Origin of the sequence: Paenibacillus sp. FSL R10-2748, from assembly GCF_038005565.1 — a bacterium.
Taxonomy (GTDB): domain Bacteria; phylum Bacillota; class Bacilli; order Paenibacillales; family Paenibacillaceae; genus Paenibacillus; species Paenibacillus polymyxa_B.
Map to the genome: position 1 here is coordinate 15,245 of NZ_JBBOTK010000017.1, position 20,919 is coordinate 36,163.

The 20,919-nt window shown below is 42.0% G+C and carries 14 protein-coding genes; 12 read left to right on the plus strand and 2 right to left on the minus strand.

All coding sequences use genetic code 11. The features are described from left to right. Window positions 1-126: 126 nt before the first annotated feature. The 5 genes from NSS66_RS26590 (at window position 127) to NSS66_RS26610 (ending at window position 6,797) form a co-directional block, all read left to right on the plus strand. A complete protein-coding gene (locus NSS66_RS26590; RefSeq protein WP_076265052.1) occupies window positions 127-654 on the plus strand; it encodes a PadR family transcriptional regulator in 528 nt (175 codons plus the stop codon). Between the two features lie 1,019 nt (window positions 655-1,673). After that, window positions 1,674-3,215 (plus strand): sensor histidine kinase, encoded by a 1,542-nt coding sequence (locus tag NSS66_RS26595; protein ID WP_179086198.1) that lies wholly within the window; start codon window positions 1,674-1,676, stop codon window positions 3,213-3,215. Beyond that, on the plus strand, window positions 3,196-4,800 hold the full coding sequence (locus tag NSS66_RS26600) for a response regulator transcription factor (protein WP_076265054.1): 1,605 nt from the start codon (window positions 3,196-3,198) through the stop codon (window positions 4,798-4,800). The genes NSS66_RS26595 and NSS66_RS26600 overlap by 20 nt, the downstream gene beginning before the upstream one ends. A 230-nt stretch (window positions 4,801-5,030) precedes the next feature. Then, window positions 5,031-6,554, plus strand: coding sequence for an ABC transporter substrate-binding protein (locus tag NSS66_RS26605; protein WP_076265055.1), 1,524 nt, complete (start codon window positions 5,031-5,033; stop codon window positions 6,552-6,554). 87 nt (window positions 6,555-6,641) lie between these two features. After that, the gene (locus NSS66_RS26610) at window positions 6,642-6,797 is read left to right on the plus strand and encodes a hypothetical protein (protein WP_179085469.1); all 156 of its coding nucleotides are present in this window, start codon (window positions 6,642-6,644) and stop codon (window positions 6,795-6,797) included. Between the two features lie 257 nt (window positions 6,798-7,054). On the opposite strand, the gene NSS66_RS26910 is transcribed toward NSS66_RS26610, so the two are convergent. Beyond that, the gene (locus NSS66_RS26910) at window positions 7,055-7,279 is read right to left on the minus strand and encodes an IS3 family transposase (protein ID WP_143757863.1); all 225 of its coding nucleotides are present in this window, start codon (window positions 7,277-7,279) and stop codon (window positions 7,055-7,057) included. A gap of 76 nt (window positions 7,280-7,355) precedes the next feature. Beyond that, window positions 7,356-7,619 carry an IS3 family transposase gene (locus NSS66_RS26615; protein WP_143757163.1) on the minus strand — a complete coding sequence of 88 codons (264 nt, stop codon included), beginning with the start codon at window positions 7,617-7,619 and terminating at the stop codon, window positions 7,356-7,358. 907 nt (window positions 7,620-8,526) lie between these two features. Between NSS66_RS26615 and NSS66_RS26620 the strand changes: the two genes are divergently transcribed. The 7 genes from NSS66_RS26620 to NSS66_RS26650 all read left to right on the plus strand — a co-directional run bounded on the left by NSS66_RS26620 (window position 8,527) and on the right by NSS66_RS26650 (window position 20,116). Then, window positions 8,527-10,047, plus strand: a complete 1,521-nt coding sequence (locus NSS66_RS26620; protein ID WP_076265056.1) for an ABC transporter substrate-binding protein — start codon at window positions 8,527-8,529, stop codon at window positions 10,045-10,047. Window positions 10,048-10,173: 126 nt separating this feature from the next. Beyond that, a complete protein-coding gene (locus NSS66_RS26625; RefSeq protein ID WP_076265089.1) occupies window positions 10,174-11,061 on the plus strand; it encodes an ABC transporter permease in 888 nt (295 codons plus the stop codon). Window positions 11,062-11,072: 11 nt separating this feature from the next. Next, a complete protein-coding gene (locus NSS66_RS26630) occupies window positions 11,073-11,960 on the plus strand; it encodes a carbohydrate ABC transporter permease (RefSeq protein WP_076265057.1) in 888 nt (295 codons plus the stop codon). 33 nt (window positions 11,961-11,993) lie between these two features. Then, window positions 11,994-14,300, plus strand: a complete 2,307-nt coding sequence (locus tag NSS66_RS26635) for an alpha-L-rhamnosidase-related protein (protein WP_179085470.1) — start codon at window positions 11,994-11,996, stop codon at window positions 14,298-14,300. Between the two features lie 336 nt (window positions 14,301-14,636). Further along, window positions 14,637-15,977, plus strand: a complete 1,341-nt coding sequence (locus NSS66_RS26640; RefSeq protein WP_076265059.1) for a glycoside hydrolase family 30 protein — start codon at window positions 14,637-14,639, stop codon at window positions 15,975-15,977. Between the two features lie 805 nt (window positions 15,978-16,782). Further along, complete coding sequence (locus NSS66_RS26645; protein ID WP_076265060.1) at window positions 16,783-18,042, plus strand: cytochrome P450 family protein; 1,260 nt, start codon at window positions 16,783-16,785, stop codon at window positions 18,040-18,042. A 667-nt stretch (window positions 18,043-18,709) separates the two neighbouring features. Continuing rightward, a complete protein-coding gene (locus NSS66_RS26650; protein ID WP_076265061.1) occupies window positions 18,710-20,116 on the plus strand; it encodes an MFS transporter in 1,407 nt (468 codons plus the stop codon). Window positions 20,117-20,919: the final 803 nt, after the last annotated feature.

Genomic DNA, 20,919 nt, shown 5'->3' on the forward strand with positions numbered 1-20,919 from the left:
TACTGTGTATTGTAAAGTACAAAAACCATGAATGAAAGGTTTGAACAATTGGTACGATGTAAAATAACAAGAGAGGCTTGGATTTATCCGTGGTTCTCTTGCCACATGAAAGAAGGTAGGTTAACGTTGTCTCTTCAAATTTTCATCCTTGGGCTACTGAGCAATCGTGATTATCATCCCTATGACGTAAAGAAAAAAATTGTACGGGACACTAGAAACATGGTCAGTGTTTCTGATGGTAATCTTTACTATAATTTCGAAGTGCTCCTGAAAAAAGGATTGATTAAAAAGTCACAGATTATTCACTCAGATAATCGTCCTGATAAAATAACTTACAGTATTACCTCAAAAGGCCAAAATGCTCTTAAAGAAGAGATTTATAAAAGTTTTAGAAAAGCTAAATCAATTAAATCGTTATTTGTCACCTTGCCATTTTTAGAGCATGTTGACACTGAAAAGCTTGTTTTTTATGTTGAAGAGGTTATAGAGTGGTTTAATAAAAAACTCGTGGAGATTGAAGAAAAAGAATTAACGGCTGAGTGTGATTCAGATAGTCAAAAATATAAAACGTTTATGAGTGAATTCACCAGTGAAAGTATAAAGTTAGAAATTAAAACATTCGATAAACTCTTACTTTTTTTAAAAAATAAATAGAATTAACGGAAAAGTTGTTGAATTAACAGGAAACTTTTAATAAACAGCGGGATTTTAGGCTTTGTCCAAACCAAAATCCCGCTGTTTATTTTATAGGATTCTACTGAGACAACGGTTTAACGATCTATTTTATTTACATCAGTTCGTGTTATTACCATAAATAAATTCGGCAAAACAGGGTAGGATTTTGAGGCCTGATTTTCATTGGCACCATTAGATTGACCGATGCGATCAAAAGCTTCTAGACTAACAAAGCCACCATGTGTAAAAAGTTATACTGATAGAGAATCGGGAAAAATTGTGGTAGATGGCTATGGAGCCGCAATTTCCAGTCCTAAGCTCTTGGCCGAACCGACAGGCATGCATATACGGCTGACTCCGATGTCGATCTAACGTTTCAAAAATGATCCTGGAGTGAACAAAATATACTGGCCAATTTCGATAAAAGAGCATACCTGCTTTAACCATTATCTAATGTGCTGGAGGGGCTACTTCCGGTTGGCCTTGGCAAAGAATCGTTGTGAATAATCCGACCAATGGATACGAATACTTTGTATGTACTTATGGAAACAGTGAAGAAGGGTACAAAACTGCATTAACGAACCTTTTTCCATTAGTGAAAGCGCTTTATTAAAACTCGCATATACGGTAATATGAGTGTGTGAGAGTTCGGCAGCTAATTGCTCCTGCTACTCGATACGCTATCGATATAATTTTGTCAGATTGAATAACTAAGACGGAGGATTGAATGCTTTGTATAATATGATACAAAGAAATATTAAAGAGATCCAATCTCAAGGAAAGCAGATGAAATTATGCGACTTCTTCCTGATAAGAGCTTATACAAAACACTTACTTTTAAACTTACACTTGGATCACAGCTTATAATCATACCACTCATTTTCTTTTTAATCTTTGACAACCTTTACTCCATAAACGTATTGCATAAGAAGATCTCTGAATCCAAAAAAGATACCATTGCCCTATATATGAATGAAATTGACTCGGAGTTAAAAAATGTGGATAACTATCTTTTAAGTATCTTAACTTACGATTTGAGTATTCCCAATTTGGAATATGATGACCCGGGAGCGAGAGAGGTTGCCAAAGCTAATCTAAAGGAAAACATTGTCCAATCCATGAGCACTTTCAATCTGGTGGACAGTCTCTTTATTTACTCGAGCACCACGAAGGATTATCTGTATTCATATAGTTCGCGTACGACCTATCAGGAAAGAATCACGGTTTCAGAGTATATATCAAAACTTGCAAGCGATAGCAGAAACATTGGAACTCTGAAGTGGTTTCCAGTGACGATCGGATCTTCGAATTACATGCTGAGAATTTTCAATGTGGGGTCTATCTATGTGGGTGCATGGATCAACGTGGATACATTCATTCAGTATATTCATGATCTAGATCTTCATCAAAAGAATTCCTTTATTTTGGCCACTCCACAAGGGGATGCTATGAATAATACCAATTTTATTCAAAAATATAACATTGATCTGTCCGGCGACTTAAACACATATTATCTTACTGGAATTAGTAAAAATTATATGGTTATTGGTCAGGATTCCAAAAGAGGGGATTTACGATTAACGGTTGTAGATAATGAAAATAATATTCTTGAAGGACTCAATCAGATTCAGATTGTGATTAGCAGTATAGCGCTGCTGTCCATTCTCTGCATTCCCTTAAACTTCATTATACTAAAAAAATGGATATTTAAGCCGATCACCAAGATAAAGCAGGCCATTAAGAAGCTTGAAGGCGGAGACTTGAGCCATAATATCATAAATGAAGATCATCCCTATGAATTTATGCTTCTAATTGATACCTTTAATCGTTTTACATCACAGATTCAGCAACTTAAAATTGAAGTCTATGAAGAACAAATTCATAAACAGAAAGCGGAGCTCCAGTACCTACAGATGCAAATCAACCCCCACTTTTACTTGAATGCATTCAACACTATATACAGCATGGCTCAGATGAAGGACTATCAATTAATCCAGGAAATGGTCCGGAGTCTGTCAGATTATTTGCGGTATATGGTTCGGGGCAATTTTACGCTTGTTCCGTTCGAAGATGAACTAAAGCATGTCCAGACATATCTTCAAATTCAGAAGATCCGTTCAGGTGAAAATCTAATTTGCCATATCGATGCAGATCAGCAGTTGATGAACTTGCAGATGCCACCGCTGATTTTGCACACATTTATTGAAAATATCATGAAGCATGCTCTTACGATGAATGAACCCATAACGGTGTTCATTGAAGCGGCTTGGATCGAACAAGAGAACGGCAAGTATGCAAGTATCACGATCCAGGATAGCGGGAAAGGATTTTCGACCGAGGCGCTGGAGCGTATCAACTCAGAGAACGTCTGGAATAAAGACGACGGTGCAAGCATCGGAATTTGGAATGTTAAACAAAGGCTTAAGTTGATGTATGGAGATAAAGCCAGCGTAACCGCAAGCAATAATGCCGGCGCTCAAATACAGGTTATATTACCGATAGAAATGGGGCCGATTCAGAATGAATATCCTAATCGTTGATGATGAAATTCAGACCGTCAGAGCGATCAAACACAGCATTGACTGGTACAAGCTTAAGATTGATGAAGTTTATACGGCTCATAACATCTCTCAGGCTAAGGAGTGTCTCTCTGCAACGACAATGGACATCGCAATTTGCGACATTGAAATGCCGCAAGGCAGCGGATTAGAGCTGCTTGCATGGATTAAAGTACATTCTCCAGAGACGAAGAGTATTTTATTGACTTGTCATGCGGAATTTGAATTTGCCAAAAAAGCAATTGAACTTGGAAGTTTTGATTATCTGGTCAAACCAATCCCGTTTGAGGAACTTGAGCAGGTAATCTACAAAGTTGTGTCCAAAATTGCATCAGTGAAACGTTTGAAAGAATATAGTGAATACGGAGAATATTGGATTAATAATCAATCTGTGATTGCTGAAGGATTCTGGACCGATTTAGTGCAAGGACAACTCTCAACTAATCCTGCGGAAATCGTGCATAATGCAAAAAAAAGAAATGTCGATTATAAGATGGATGAACGGTATAGACTCTTATTAATCTGTAAAAAAAGACTTGTTACTAAACTGGATACATGGAACCGGCAATTGCTCGATTACGCGTTGAAGAATATTGTGGGTGAAATTTTATTCAAAAATGTGAACTCGAACTCCCTCATTATTCTAAACGGTCAATTGATAGCCATCCTAGAGGAGACTAAAGAGAGAAAACATCATGAGGGGAAGATAAAAGAGGTGTGCAAGGAGCTCATCGTCGCTGGCAATACCTATTTGGGATGCAGTGTAAGTTGTTATATAGGTGAATTTGTGTACGGCGAACAACTCCCCGTAACATTTAAAAGGCTGCTGGAAATCGACAAAAACAATGTTACCTTAACAAGTAAAATATTTGATTACAATGAGCGGGATCTTGATCTTGATTCCCCGATCGCTGCTTTGCAGCCACTTATTAAAGAGTGGACGGTTATTTTGCATCAGGGGCAAAAAGATAAATTGAAGTTTGAAATCATGAACTATCTTCATGCTTTGGCCATGGAGGAAAAGCTTAACCTGGAAGTGCTGCGCATTGTTCAACAGGATGTCCTGCAAATGTTGTATTCTTTTCTGCAGCAAAAAGAAGTACAAGCGCATCAGCTGTTTAAAGATCCGCAGTCACAAGAACTCTATCGCAACTCAATAAGCACCATTGATTATATGAGAACATGGATTCATTATTTCATTGACAGAGCCGTCGATTACACAGAAAAAATTGCGAAATCGCAGTCAGTGATTGGAAAAGTAAAGGAATATATTCATACCAACCTGAAAAACGAAATTACAAGAGAAGAGATTGCCAATCATGTTTTCCTTAATCCCGATTACTTGACTCGAATATTTAAGAGATCTACTGGATTTTCAATTATCGAATATGTGACCGAAGCAAGAATAAAAAAATCGCTTGAATTGTTGAATCATTCAAGTGTGCCGATCAGCATAGTGGCTAGTGAAGTAGGGTATGATAATCTCACGTATTTCTCTAAATTGTTCAAAAAGGTTGTCGGCTGCACCCCTTCCGAATATAGAAGAAAGAGCGCAAAGTCGGAATAGAAATAATTCAAGTCGGATAATAAGCAATCCCATCTGGAATGGGATTTTTTTGACTTTATATGACGTTCAGGCTCTAGACAGTAGTCTGAAATTACCAAACAGAGGTCTGATGAATTAAAGAATCAAAATGAAAGCGCTTATATAATGGAACTAACGGTTACAGAGCCGGTTTGAAAATGTCTTTGTGGGTTGCTTGGACTGAAATTTCTAAACAGAGGGGGAATCAAAAGATGAAGAAGAAAAATAAAATTTTAATTCTGTTAGCTATTATAGCTGTACTCCTTTCCGCTTGTAGTGGGGAAAACGGTGGAAGCTCAGGCAACAATAGCGGAGAGAGTGGGTCACAGGGAAATTCATCTAATTCCGATGAGATTGTGTATTCATTTCCTGTATATGGAAATATACCAAAGGACATGCAGCTTATAGAAGACAAGGTTAATAAGATATCGGTCAAGGAAATTAACGTAAAAGTAAAGCTGCTACCGATAAGCGGCGGGAACTGGGGTCAACAAATCAACCTGATGATCTCCGGCGGAGAAAAGCTTGACGTCATGCCAGCGATGGACACTTTCAACAGTATGGTTGCTCAGAAGACACTGCTAGATATAACGGATTTGATTGAAAAGCACGGTCAGGGAATCAAATCCGCTATCGGGGAGAACTTCTTAAAAGGGACAACAGTTGATGGAAAAGTTTATGGCGTGACCGTCGGAAACGGCAAAGCGGCCGTCCCGAATATCGCTATGAGAAAAGACATTTTGGACAAGTACGGCTTAAGTATTGACAGCGTGAACACCCTTGAGGATGTCACCAAGATCTACGAGGTTGTATCCAAAAATGAACCGCAGATGGCCATGCTTGTTCCTAGTGGAACAGGCAATGTTACGACGGTGCCTACATCGCTATTGCTCCAATCGAAATACGATAATCTCGGCGACGGTTTAGGTGTGTTACTTGGCAATGAGAACCACAAGGTCGTCAATTTGTATGAGACAGAGGAATATACGTCGCTTCTGAAAACGATGAGAGACTGGTATCAAAAGGGATATGTCCTGAAGGATGCAGCAACTACAACCGAGACCGCTGTTAATCTGCTCAAAGCAGGCAAAGGATTCTCGGAGATAGTCAACGGCGAAGTAGGCCTGGATTCTCAATTGACAAGAAACACAGGCCATCCGTTTGTCACGAAGAAGCTGCAGGATGCCTTGATTACTTCAGGCATCATTCAAAATCTGACCTGGGTTATACCTGTTACTTCCAAGAATCCAGAAGCGGCGATGAAGTTCTTGAACTTGACCTATACGAATGCGGACGTTATTAACCTACTGGACTGGGGCATTGAGGGCAAGCATTATGAGAAGAAGCAGGACGGGACAATCGGCTACCCAAGCGGCGTGGATGCGAGCAATACCGGTTATGGACTTGGGCAGGATTGGTTGATGGGTAGTCAACTGATCGCTAATGAATGGGAAGGTAATGACCCAAATAACCACAAGATTGTCGGAGAAAATAATAAAAATGAGCCGATCTCAATCGCTCTCGGTTTCTCTTACGACAGTTCGAAGGTGAAGACGGAAATTGCGAATGTAAACAATGTAATCGGTCAATACCGGCCGGGACTCGATACGGGGAGCATGGACCCTGACAAGTACTTGCCGGAATTTAATGCGAAGCTGAAAGCTGCAGGGCTGGATAGAATCATCGCGGAGAAACAGAAACAGCTTGATGCTTGGTTTACCGCAAACCAGAAGTAAAACCATCTTACCATAGGGTACAAATATGAGGACTTTGTTGTTACCTATTTGTACCCTATTTCATCCAGGCATGCAAAAGGTATCTCTTTGATCAAGAAAAGAAAAAGCATGATTCCGATGTATGTAATGCTGTTGCCCGGACTGTTGTATCTGCTGATTAATAACTATATCCCGATGACTGCCCTTTTTATAGCTTTTAGAGCACTGATTTCTCCAAAGGTATTTTTCAAAGTGATTGGGTAGGGTTTGAAAATTTCAAGGGGATTTAGTTAAACTGATACAATAGCCAGACAATGCAATAATTTGTATGTAGCTACATCAATTGTTGAATTCCAAGCGTTTTTTTATATATCATTGTGGAAGTTGGATCAAGTCATAACCGATGGTGTGATGGGAATAGCAAAAGAATTATTCGATGTTTAGATGGCCAACTATCAATAAAATATCCCAAACAAAAGAAAACAATTCCTCATTTGGAGTGACCCCTGTCAAATAGACAGCTATCCAAAAGCAATATTAAGCAGCCTGAGTCCTGTATTCATAAGGGTCAGGTTGTTTAGTTTCTCTTGAAAGCGTTCATGGTTGTAGAAATGGATATACTTTTGAACGGCATGCTCCACCTGTTGAGATGAATGGAAGGAGTGGAGATAGAAACACTCGGTTTTAAAATGACCGAAGAAGTTCTCTATACATGCATTGTCCCAGCAGTTCCCTTTTCGAGACATGCTGGCCTGTTGAACATTAGGTAAGTGATGTCCGTTACCCACTTCTGATTCGGCTGGTCAGCCTTAAATGCCCGGTTCAGATGATGCCAGAAATGACGTAGGCTTCTTTCTTGCCGTAGTAAGGTCTCTTCCTACGAATGCTCGCCTTGATTTTCAGTTCACCCATAGTTCTCCGTACACGCTTATGATTTATATGTATGCCGTAGATTCGATTCAACCAAACTTTTACCCTGCGGTAGCCGTATATTCCTTTCAGCTCTCGTAACATGCCATGATTTTTAGCTTCATGGTTCCATCTTCCCGCTGTTTCGGTGAAACGAATACCTTCCGTTTTATCCATTTATAAAAGCCACTTTTGGACACTCGGGCCAGTTTACATAGTAGTACGATGCTATGTCCCTTACTAAGCAATTCTTGGATCACTGCAAACTTTTTACTCTTTGGTACAGCGTCCATTCCTCCTTTCACATCTGCAAAAGCTTTTTTAGCATTTCATTTTCTTGAAGCTCACATCGTAAGTTTTTTCTTATTTCTCCCATAGAAAAATCCCTCCATAATAGACAGATTAGTCGGCTTGCTCTTTTCTGTCTACTATGAGGGGATCATATCAAATTAGGAGATTCTTTCTTTTTTTGTAAAATATTTATTGTACTTTGCAAACAGAAGATGTCTGGAAATGGTTATGTAATTAAGAATCGAAATCAAAATATAAAAGAATTACATTGACTAAGATCTACACAAGAACCACAGCTACTTGATCCATCAATGTCACTGTCCGTTAATCATGCGTATATCTGCTAAGGAGGATACGAAATTAAGATAGCATGGTTATCGCCGAGGAATATCAAAAAGCGGGAGTCGATATTTTCGATATCTCTTCTAGTGGAGAAGGTCCCATTGCTGCCTGGGTAGATCTGGTACTAATACGAATCATAATCTCACGTTTTTCTCTAAATTGTTCAAAAAGGTTGTCGCTGAACCCCTTCCGAATATAGAAGAAAGAGCGCAAAGTCGGAATAGAAATAATTCAAGTCGGATAATAACCAATCCCATCAGCCGTGGGATTTTTTCAACTTTATAAGACGTTCAGACTCTAAACAGAGGTCTGAAATTACCAAACAGAGGTCTGATGAATTAAAGAGAAAAAATGAAAGCGCTTATATAATGAAACTAATCGGTCACAGAGCCAGTTTGAAAATATCTTCACTGGTTGCTTGGACTGAAATATTAACAAAGGGGGAATCAAAGTGAAAAAGAATAAGAAATTTATAATCGTATTGACCATGTTTGCTTTGCTCCTTTCCGCGTGTGGTGGCGGAAGTTCTGACAGTAAGAGCGGGGAGAGCGGGTCACAGGGGACAGGGAATTCCGCCAAGCCCGACGAGATCGTATATGCCTTTCCGGTATATGGAAATATACCGAAGGATATGCAGGTTATAGAAGACGAAGTTAATAAGATATCAGTCAAAGAAATTAACGTAAAAGTAAAGCTGCTGCCAATTAGCGGCGGGAACTGGGGCCAACAAATCAACCTGATGATCTCCGGCGGAGAAAAGCTTGATGTTATGCCAAACTTAGGCAGTTTCAACAGTATGATTGCTCAGAAGACTCTGCTGGACATAACGGATTTGATTGAGAAGCATGGTCAAGGAATCAAATCAGCTATCGGGGAGAACTTCTTAAAAGGAACAACAGTTGATGGAAAAGTTTATGGCGTGACCGTCGGAAACGGCAAAGCGGCCGTCCCGAATATTGCTATGAGAAAAGACATTCTGGACAAGTACGGCTTAAATATTGACAGCGTGAACACGATTGAGGATATCACCAAGATTTACGATGTGGTATCCAAGAAGGAACCGCAAATGGCCATGCTAGTTCCTAGTGGGACAGGAAATGTGACTACGGTGCCTTCATCGATACTGTTTCAATCGACATACGATAATCTGGGCGATGGTTTGGGTGTGCTTCTTGGCAACGACAACACCAAGGTCGTCAATTTATATGAAACAGAGGAATATACATCGCTCTTGAAAACGGTGAGAGACTGGTATCAAAAGGGATACGTTCTGAGGGATGCGGCAACAACAACCGAAACCGCTACCAATCTGCTCAAAGCAGGTAAAGGATTCTCAGAATTCATCGGCGGCGAAGTAGGGCTGGATACCCAATTGGAGAGAAACACCGGACATCCGTTTGTCACGAAGAAACTGCAGGATGCCTTGATTACTTCGGGAACCATTCAAAGTCTGACCTGGGTTATACCGGTTACTTCTAAGAATCCTGAAGCAGCTGTGAAGTTCCTTAATTTGACTTATACGAATGCGGACGTTATCAACTTGATTGACTGGGGCATCGAGGGTAAGCATTACGAGAAGAAGCAGGACGGAACAATTGGTTATCCGAGCGGTGTGGATGCGAGCAATACCGGCTATGGCCTTGGGCAGGATTGGTTAATGGGTAATCAGCTGATCGCTCATGTATGGGAAGGCAACGATCCGAGTAGCTATGACACTCTCAAGAAAAATAATAAAACGGCACCCATCTCAATCGCTCTTGGTTTCTCCTACGACAGTTCGAAGGTGAAGACGGAAATCGCGAATGTAAACAATGTAATCGATCAATACAGGCCGGGACTCGATACGGGAAGCATGGATCCTGACAAGTACTTGCCGGTTTTTAATGCGAAGCTAAAAGCCGCAGGACTGAATAAAATCATTGCGGAGAAACAGAAACAACTTGACGCCTGGTATGCTGCAAACCAGAAGTAAAATCATCTTACCATAGGGTACAAATATGCGGACTTTGTTGTTACCTATTTGTACTCTATTTCATCCAGCATACAAAAGGTAGTAAGGAGGATCCCTTTGAACACAAAGATCAAGAAAAGAAAAAGCATGATTCCGATGTATGTGATGATGCTGCCCGGACTGTTGTATCTGCTGATCAATAACTATATCCCGATGGCTGGACTTTTTATTGCTTTTAAGAGCACTGATTTCTCCAAAGGTATTTTTCAAAGCGATTGGGTAGGGTTTGAAAATTTCAAGTATCTCTTTAGCACATCCGATGCATGGGTGATCACGCGGAATACAATTTTGTACAATGTAGTGTTTATTATATTGGGAACTGTACTGGGTGTAGTAGTCGGCATTTTGTTAAGCGAGCTTACCAGTAAATTTCTGTCCCGGTTTTATCAAACGGTCTTGCTTCTACCGCAACTGATGTCCATCATTATTGTCGCCTATATCGCTTACGCCTTTTTAAGTATGGACACCGGTTTAATCAACAACACAATCTTGCCTCTATTCGGCATAGATCCTATCTCTTGGTATATGGAGCCTTCCTATTGGCCGTATATCCTGACATTCATTTACCTTTGGAAGGGATTAGGATATTCTTGTATTATTTACCTTGCTTCGATTCTTGGTATCGATAAGTCTCTCTATGAATCCGCAGAAATTGATGGGGCAGGAAAATGGAGACAAACCCTCTCCATTACCTTGCCTATGCTTAAACCTACCATCATTACTTTGGTATTGATGTCAGTCGGGAGGATTTTCTATGCGGATTTCGGCCTGTTCTATCAAATTCCGATGAATTCCGGAGCTCTCTACGATACGACTAATGTTATTGACACTTACGTCTACCGTGGGCTGCTGCAGATGAACGACATTGGGATGGCCTCGGCGGCAGGCGCATACCAATCTGTGGTTGGGTTCGTAGTTATTCTCCTGGCTAATTATATCGTCAGGAAGTTAGACAAAGACAATGCGCTATTCTAAGAGGTGAAGAGATGAACAATTTAATCAATAAGCGTACACTATTTCAAATCAGTAATAACATCATATTAACCCTATTGGCATTGGCAAGTATTTTGCCGTTCCTGCTGCTGGTGGTTTCCTCCTTTGCAGACGAAGCGACCTTGACTCTTAGCGGCTACTCATTTTTCCCTGAGAAATTCAGCCTGGATGCTTACAAGTACTTGTTTCAACAAAGCTCCATGTTATTAAGGGCTTACGGGATTACACTTCTAGTAACGGTTGTCGGCACAAGCGTGGGGTTGCTCATGACATCTATGCTTGCCTACCCGCTTTCAAGAAAAGATTTCTCAAAAAGAAACGCATTCACTTTCATTGTGTTTTTCACCATGCTTTTCAACGGAGGGCTGGTACCTTCCTACTTGATGTGGACCAGTTTCTTTCATATTAAAAATACCATTTTTGCCTTGATCATCCCCAATCTATTATTAAACGCCTTTAACGTGCTGCTCATGAAGAACTATTACTCCAACAACATTCCTCCGGAATTGATTGAAGCCGCAGAGATGGATGGAGCTGGGGAATACAAAGTATTTTTTAAGATTATTCTTCCGCTTTCCTTACCGATTATGGCAACTGTGGGCCTCATGATCGGGATCGGCTACTGGAACGATTGGACGAACGGCTTGTACTACTTGACCGATCAGAATTTGTTCAGTCTGCAGAATGTATTGAATTCGATCTTGACCAACATCCAGTTTCTCAGCACCAGCAACGTAAGCCAGAAGGTTACCACAGAACTGCCAAGCACCAGCGTTCGAATGGCAATCGCTGTTGTGGGAATGCTGCCTATTTTGGTGCTTTATCCTTTCTTCCAACGATATTTTGTAAAGGGAATTACCGTTGGCTCTGTCAAAGGCTAGAAAGGGCAAGGTCTTGAAAAGGAGTGCATGAATTTGTCGATTGTTAACAGAAACAGCAAATGGATTTGGACCGCGGGGCCCTATGATCGGGACAGCGCTTCATTTGTATACTTCCGCAAAGAGATACATCTGGAACAGAAGGTGCAATCCGCGGTTCTAAGAATTAGTGCAGACTCAAGGTATCGACTTTATGTAAATGGTATTTCCATTGTCCAAGGACCTTGCAAAGGAGACGATCAAGCCTGGTTTTACGACGAGTTGGAGATTGGAACAGCGCTGCGGACGGGTGTAAATGTATTCGCAGCGGTTGTCCTCCGCTATCCACAGCAGCATGAACGTGGAAACCATTCCGTCTGGAGAACGGATATGCCGGGCTTGTATCTGGATGGAACCATCTTGCTGGAGGGAGGAAACGAGTTTTCCATTGAAGCCGATGAAACGTGGAAAAGCTTCTATGAGGACCGCGTTCAACTGGGGCAGGCCAATCCTTATTTCGACCCGCTGTATATTGTTGAGACTGCAGAAGGGAACATCCGCACATGGGGCTGGAAGCAACCCGGCTTTGATGACCATGATTGGGCGGGAACTAGGGTATATTTGAACAACCAAGTCAGAAAAGCAATCAGTCCCGGCGGAATGACACGCAGGCCGATTCCGTTCCTTTATGAGAAGCCAAGCAGGTTCAAAAGTGTGATATGTGCCAGAACGCCGCATACAAGTACCGATGAGTGGGAGAAGTTGATCGAAGGCCAAAGTGACGTTACAATCCCACCTTATACGAAGTCTGTTGTTGAGATCAGTGCTGGACTTGAGACAACGGGCTTTCTGGAAACGGCGTTTGCCGGAGGTGAAAACGCAAAAGTCTCTATTCTTAGCGCTGAAGCGTACGTCTATCCCCGCAAAGACCAGAACGGGCATATTCCTACTCCTGCGAAGGGAGACCGAACCGACTACACCCATGGTTATTTAGAAGGAACTCCTGACTTGTACCGGGTTGGCGGTTTCGGTACGATTGAGCGTCCAGAGAAATATGAGCCCTTCTGGTTCCGAACGTTCCGTTTTATTCAGATTACTGTGGAAACTGAAGAGGAGCCCTTGATCTTTACAGGGCTGGGGTTTCGGGAGACGGGTTATCCGCTTGAGGTACAGACTAAGGTGGTAACCTCAGATGAATCCTTAAAAGCGATTTGGGAGATCAGCGAGCGAACCTTGCGTCTTTGCATGCACGAAACCTATGAGGATTGCCCGTATTACGAACAGCTTCAATATGCGATGGATTCTCGGTCCCAGATCCTGTTTACGTATAACATCGCTGCAGATGACCGCTTGGCAAGAAAGTGCATGGATGATTTCTTTCGTTCCCAGCGTTACGATGGTCTGATCAATAGCTGTTATCCATCTACCGGGCCTAATGTCATTCCCGGCTTCGCCGTCTATTATATTCTCATGATCCATGACCATATGATGTACTTTGGCGATAAGAAGTTGGTTGAGAAGTATATGCCCTCCATCGAAAGAGTTCTTCAGTTTTTCGACCAGCGCTTGGATGAGACAGGATTGACGGCAAGGACATCCGAAGGAGGGATGGGAAACCCTTATTGGTCCTTCGTCGATTGGGTAGCAGAATGGAATACCGGCGTACCGAATGCCATCTATCAAGGTCCTGTAACTTTTGATTCTCTTCTATATCGGATGGGACTTCTGGCTGCGGCAGAATTGGCTGGTTACGTGGATCGACCCGATTTGGCGGCAAATCTCCTGCTGAAGGCGGAAGGAATCAAACGAGCAGTACTTGCACACTGCGTCGGGAGAGACGGTCTGATTCAGGATGGCCCCGGCATAGATGAATACAGTCAGCATGCTCAGGTGTTTGGGATTTTGACCGATGTCGTTAGCGGTTCGGAAGCAGCCAAATTGATGGAATTGGCCTTGACGGATGCAGCCTTGGCCCCATGCTCTGTTGCGATGGCCTATTACCTGTTCCGAGCGGTGGAGAAGGTCGGTCTTTATCACCAAACGGATGAACTGTGGACACTTTGGAGACAGATGCTGGCGAACAACCTCACAACTTGTGTAGAGGATAGTGTATCCGAGCGAAGTGACTGTCATGCCTGGGGCGCTTTAATTCTCTATGAACTTCCGGCAATTGTTCTGGGAGTACAACCGGCGGAACCAGGTTACGCAAGCATCCAGGTAAGACCTACTCCCGGATATCTAACCTGGGCGAAAGGTGAGGTTGTCACACCGAAGGGTCTGGTCAAAGTAAAATGGGAGAAGGCTGAAGACGGGAGCATCGATCTCAAAGTCGAGACGCCTGAAGGGATAAAGTATGTGTGTTAATCCAACCAAAGAAAGTGCCAATTTCATCCAGGGAGAAACAATTGATCAATGTGTATGAAGATGTTGTTTACCAGCAAATTGAGAGCTTCGATGCGGTATTTACAGAAGCATCCACAGTGACGATAGTTAATGTGAGCAAATGTTACCATCATAGTTTTAAAAGAAGGAGTCTTTCGGAAAGCAGCGGAGATAGCAGCTTTTGTAAACAGGGAGAGGTTGCCTCCGAATATAGGGAAAGAGCAGAACGTCTCTGTACAGCTGTAGTTGCAAATTGTTATTTGAAGCTATAGGCGAGGAGAGCGAATTCAACTTTTATAAGTGGAGGAGCGAACAGCTATGAATATAAAACTGATTACGACCACCTATGAGGATGACCGCAAGAATACGCATCAGGAAAAGATAGATTTTTCGCCTGACCAAGGTGTGGAAATGAAGGTTGTGAATATCTATCCTGAAATGGTATATCAAACGTTTGATGGCTTTGGTGCAGCAATTACCGAGGCAGCAGGCCACACTTTTTCCTTAATGAGTGAGGAAAGTCAAAAGCACATACTGAATGCTTATTTTGGACCTAATGGGAACCGCTATAATGTGCTTCGAACTCATATGGATAGCTGCGATTTTTCCTTAGGACAATATGCCGCATTGAATGATCCGGAGGATAGAGAGTTCCAATCTTTCTCTCTGGAGCGAGATGAACAGTATATTATTCCTCTTTTAAAAGAGGCGCAGCTAACAGCCGGTAAATCATTAAGCGTGATGTTGTCCCCTTGGTCACCGCCTGACTTTATGAAAACAAATGGTCAACGAACCTATGGAGGGTCCTTGAAGCCCGAATATAGAGCATTCTGGGCTGATTATATTAGCCATTACATTAAAGAATACCGTAAAAAGGGCTTTGAAGTAGATAGGCTGACCATTCAAAATGAACCCAATGCGGTACAAACATGGGATTCCTGTTTGTATACGGCTGAAGAAGAGAAAGAGTTTTTACGTGATTTCTTATATCCTTCGTTAGTGAAAAATGGTTTACAAGATATCGAAGTTCATATTTGGGATCACAATAAAGAAAGAATGTTTGAACGGGCGTGTACAATCATCGATAAAGAGACAGATCAAATGGTCAATGGAGTAGCTTTCCACTGGTATACAGGTGAGCATTTTGACGCTATACAGCTTGTCCATGAAAAATTCCCTGACAAGAAGTTGATATTTACAGAGGGTTGTGTGGAATATAGCAGGTTTAGTTTGGCTGGACAATTAGAGAACGCCCAAATGTACGCCTATGACATCATTGGGAATTTGAATGCCGGAATGACAGCCTTCATGGACTGGAATCTCATCCTCAATAAAGAAGGCGGTCCTAACCATGTAAACAATTTCTGTGATGCCCCGATTATGTGTGACACAGAACAGGATATCGTGCAAGAAAAGCTTTCTTTTACGTATATTGGTCATTTTAGCCGTTATATAGAGCCAGGAGCCAAACGGATTGCTTCCACAAAATACACCGACAAGTTACATCTAGTATCCATGAAAAATCCTAATGGGTCCATTGTGGTTGTTTTGCTTAATCGTTCGAATGAAGAGGTACCAGTAGCATTACGGATGGAAGGGCAAGTTGTGGAGTTCTTGGTACCTGCAAGTTCGATTGTAACTGGATTCATAGAAAGATAAAATTTTTTAATTTATCAAGTAAAAAAGAAGATGCACATCAATAAAAACATATGAGAGCATATACACATAAGAAGTCGCCATTATCGGCGACTTTTTTGTTGTAACGATATAAGTTCTTGTTCCCAACCTAAGGACAATCTTGTTTGATGCTTATCTAATTTAAGTGGAGTTAAAGGGTAAGAAGTTATATGATTATATTTTAGGTAATATTAACTTTTTTTTAAAAAAAAGAGTTTTAAATCTAAATAATAAATGAAATATATATAATTACCCAAAAGTACATGTACACCTTGCCCTTTTGGACGATGATGCTTCTCGGTATAAATCTTAAAATAGGTTCAGAAACAAAGATAAGTTCTGATGGGAGTGAGGAGTTTAATGGCTAAATATTTATATCGACTGGGGTTATGGTCGGTTAGGAACCGCATCAAAGTTATGATTGGAGGCTTAATGCTAGTAGATGAAATGGAGGCAAGCACGTCGATATTGTTCAGGCGCTGACAGGACTTTTACCTACTAGGTAATGGCCAACATCATTGGTGTACTCAAAAGATATTCTTATAACTTTAAATCCTTTTTGGAGTGTAATAGTTGATTATGTTTTAGTTAATTCAATTATGACAATATTCGATTCCTGTCGTATTCCCGTTTCCTTCAGGAAGTAGGGTGGATTGTGTTTCTGATTTAGAATTGGAGCAAACTTTAGAAAACAACATTGTAGGTAATCAGAATATTGGATGAAGCAGATAACTTACGTAAAAGATAACTTTCATAAAAGCACCTTTAGAAAGGGAAGGTAAACATCATGAATAATTCAAATCAAACGGTACCAGAGAAAGAAGTATTGAGCGTGCTCAGTGGTGAAAGCGGTGAGAACCCATTTCCGTTATTCGCAAAGATACGAGCAATGGGAGCGGTTGTTCCTATACCATTTCCGATAGGAGGAACAGATCGTCAAACATGGATGGTTACTCGTATGGAAGAGGCAATGCAGGTGCTTAAAGATCATACCCGTTTTACTGCAGACCGAAGATCTATTAATGACAACAGTGACATCGAGCAAACTCTAACTGACAATACTGCCCCGTCCGCTACCCCTGACTTTCTTACCGAGTCGATCAATTCTGTCGATGAGCCCGATCATCGACGGTTGCGTACGTTGGTGTCCAAAGCTTTCACTCCCAGATATATGGAAAGCTTACGCCCTCGCGTACAAGAGATTGCTGATGAGTTACTCGACCAGGTACAGAAAAAAGGTGAGATGGACCTGGTCAAGGACTATGCTTATCCCTTGCCAATCAACGTCATTTGCAACATGATCGGGGTACCTCGAGCAGACCGGGCACAGATTCATGACTGGTCTTCAGCGATCGCGCACGGCCTCGGGCTGGGAAGGCAAAAGCCTGAGGTCGCGGAGCATCTGCGAGCTTTCGGTGAATACATCGCGCAACTTGTGGACAACAAGCGGCAGCATCCTGCTGATGACTTGATCAGCCAACTGATTGCTATAGAAGAAGAGGGGGATCGGCTCATTGAAGCAGAACTGCTCTCGATGATCAAGTTATTGATCTTTGCCGGACATGAGACAACCTCAAACTTGATCTCCACTGGCACTTTGATGTTGCTGGATCATCCCGACCAACTGGAGAAGCTCAAATTCGACCTTAGTCTGGTTCCTTCGGCTGTCGAAGAACTGCTACGCTTCAATGGGCCTTCCACAATAGCCGGGCCGCGTTTTGCCACTGAGGATATCGAGCTCGCCGGACAGCAGATCAAGAAGGGGGATGTGGTCATTCCCGTATTGAAATCAGCGAATCGAGATGAGCGCCAGTTTACAGAGTCAGAGGAGCTGGATATTACGCGCAAGATCAATCGTCATCTCGCCTTTGGACATGGCATCCATATGTGTTTAGGGGCGCCGCTGGCCCGCGTGGAAGGAGACATTGCGTTTACCACCCTGCTGAGACGCATGCCTAACCTACGACTCAGCGTCCCTCGGGAGAACGTCACCTGGAACTTCATGCTTAGCTCACAAGGGTTAACCTCCCTGCCCGTTGCTTTTTAGCGAGGGAAAGAATTTAATGTATCGCGTGAAGGGCAGACCCGACGAAATGAAAAGTACGGCTATCTGTACCTCGCATCGGACAAGTCGACTGGTAAGGAGTTCGTCTTCGAAGGTGGGTGAAGTGGACATTAGTATCGAAGGAAATTAAGAGGCACCTGCTCTTCGCGGAGCAGGTGTTTCCTCGTCTAGTTAATCGATGGTGGACAAGACCGGTGTTGCGTTCGGCGGTGTAGACATCCTTGTGAACAATGAAGGCATTATGGATGACTACCGTTTGTTGGAACCTGGACGATGAACTCTGGAACCGCGTGATCCACTCATGTTGGCTCCGCTCTTTAAATGGGGCTCATCATAAGACAAGAATGTAGCTCCCATAAACCGCCACTGGGGTGCCTGTTTGTTGGCTATAGAGATGACAGTGCCGGAAGGTTCGGTTTTGATTGGCTCCTGTCACCTTCTCATCAAATGGATTGCTGATCAGTGTGGTCGTATTGACGGACTCCATACCACAAGCTGTAATGCATTGGGTTCAACGTGCAAAGAGGAGTTGAAGGATCCGTCTTGGGTTACGATTAGGTCGTCCACCAGCTAGATGAGGCTTTCAACGTAACTGAACTGTGAAAGTAAAGGCTTGAAAAATAAAATAACTGTAGTGGGTGAATAATATATGCAGGCAACAGAAGTTAAAAATCAATTCGATAGCATCCTTCAGGAAGAGGATAGAAAACTTACTTTCCGGGAGAAAGTAGCTGCCAGTCTCGGAGGGGGGATTGGAACACTCCATTCTCAAATGATTGCGATGTTCTTGCTTTTTTTCTATACGGACGTGATGGAGATCAGTCCAGCCTTTGTAGCAGGGTTATTTCTGGTTGCTCGTATTATTAGCGCTGTTTTAGTACCATTGTTTGGGGTTTTTATAGACAAGGTGATTACCCCCTGGGGCAAATATGTTCCATGGCTTATGTTACTAGGGGTGCCTACTGCTATTTTTGGGTGGTTAATCTTTACTGATTTTAACCTAAGTCCTACTGGTAAGATAATATATGTGTCTGTAACCTATCTGCTATACAGTATATTTTCTGCAGCTCAACAGGCACCAGGTAATGCAGTCGGTCCTGCCATTACAAAAAGGGTTGATGACCGGATATCAATGGGACAGATTGGATTTTTCTTCATCATGATAGGCGCAATTGTTGTATCGCTAGGCGCTCAGCCTCTGTATAAAGCTTTAGGGGGCGGCAATGACGCGAAAGGGTTTTCAATGCTAATGGGAGCAATCGCTGTTATTGGTATATTGGCATCCGTTTTTCAAGTAAAGTCCTTAAAAGAAAGATATATTGCAGAACCTAAAAAGGAAGAAAAGAAACATTCACTGAAGGAGATGTTCTTAGCTACATTTACAAATAAAGCGGCGGTTATTATATACGTATACGTTTTGGCGATAACTTTATCAAAAGGCATTAGAGATGCTATCATGATCGATTATTTAAAATATTACTTCCATAATGAGAATCTATTAGTGGCTATGGGGTTCATCAGTTTAGTCCCAGCAATTATAGGTAGCATGTTAGCTGCTCCAATAACGAAACGGATTGGCATAAGAGCCAATATCCTTACTAGTGTAATTATGAGTGTGGTGACCTCGGCTGCCATTATGTTCGTTCCTGCTAGTTCCACTGGTGTGACCATTTTCCTTGTTTTGAGGGCAATTGACGGTTTCTTTATGGGAATCTCTACCCCACCCCAGAGTACAATGATGCCGGCTGCAATGGATTATACCGAATGGAAGACTGGTATGAATGTAAATGGATTCATGGGTTCCATCCAAGGCGTTATGACTACTATAGCTACGGCTATTGCAGGCTCATTGACTGCAGGAGCACTGGCTTTGGTTGGGTATGTACCAGGAGTAGAACAAAGCAGCGAGACAATATTGGGTCTAAAAATGTTAGTGGGGGTTATTCCGGCTTTTGTTCTACTATTTGCAGCATCTGTGGCCTGGTTTGATCTAACAGAGGAAAAACAGGTGCAAATTGCGAAAGACCTAGCAGAACGCAGGAAACAAAATGCTTAATAAAATCAAGGTAAGTTAAAAATACCAAGTTGTTGACGATCTGCCAGCCACATAAACAGGATATTCTCTTTTTACAGAGATGTCCCAATCGATGATTTTTTGTATCTTTAAAAAAACAGGTATATCTTCTAAAAACATTTCGGTGTATTGAGTTGAAAATCTTTTGCATTGGTTATAATCAACGTATAAGAGATCCAACTCTTGAACAGACCAAGACCCAGGTCGCTGGTAGCAAACATGGGCCGCATCAATAGTACCGCCTATGTTGCCCAATCGTACATGAGGCGTTTGCCCTTATGTACGGTTTTTTATTTTGCTATCTGATATATCATCTAAAAGGAAAAGGAGATGGTTCGAACTACAAAAGGAAAACCAGCAACTTCATTTTGTCCGGTTGTTCGGCACGAGTCGGAAGATAGCATCATTCTTTCTTCCAGGCAATCAGTAAAAATTTGAAAATGTGCAAATGTAGCTGCAAACAAAGGAATACAATCTGTCTGGGACGCTTCAGGCCGCTCATTAAACTTCTAAGGATTTGAAGCCGACGACCGCGTTTTGAAAACAGTAGTCGAAGTGGATAACACCGTACAGAAAGGAAGCATAATTGCTTGAATGGGTCCATTCGATTATCAGCTGTAGGTTAAACAGTCTAAGGCATCTATGGAACAGGCGTGGGTAAAGTGCACCAAGCTTATGCTTTCCATCTTTCCGTTGAAGCCACTTGAAAATGCACAGGCGTAAATGGGTTCGGAGTATTCACCGTTGCAGGATGTCAATAAAAATGCTTATGAGCAGGAGGTTGG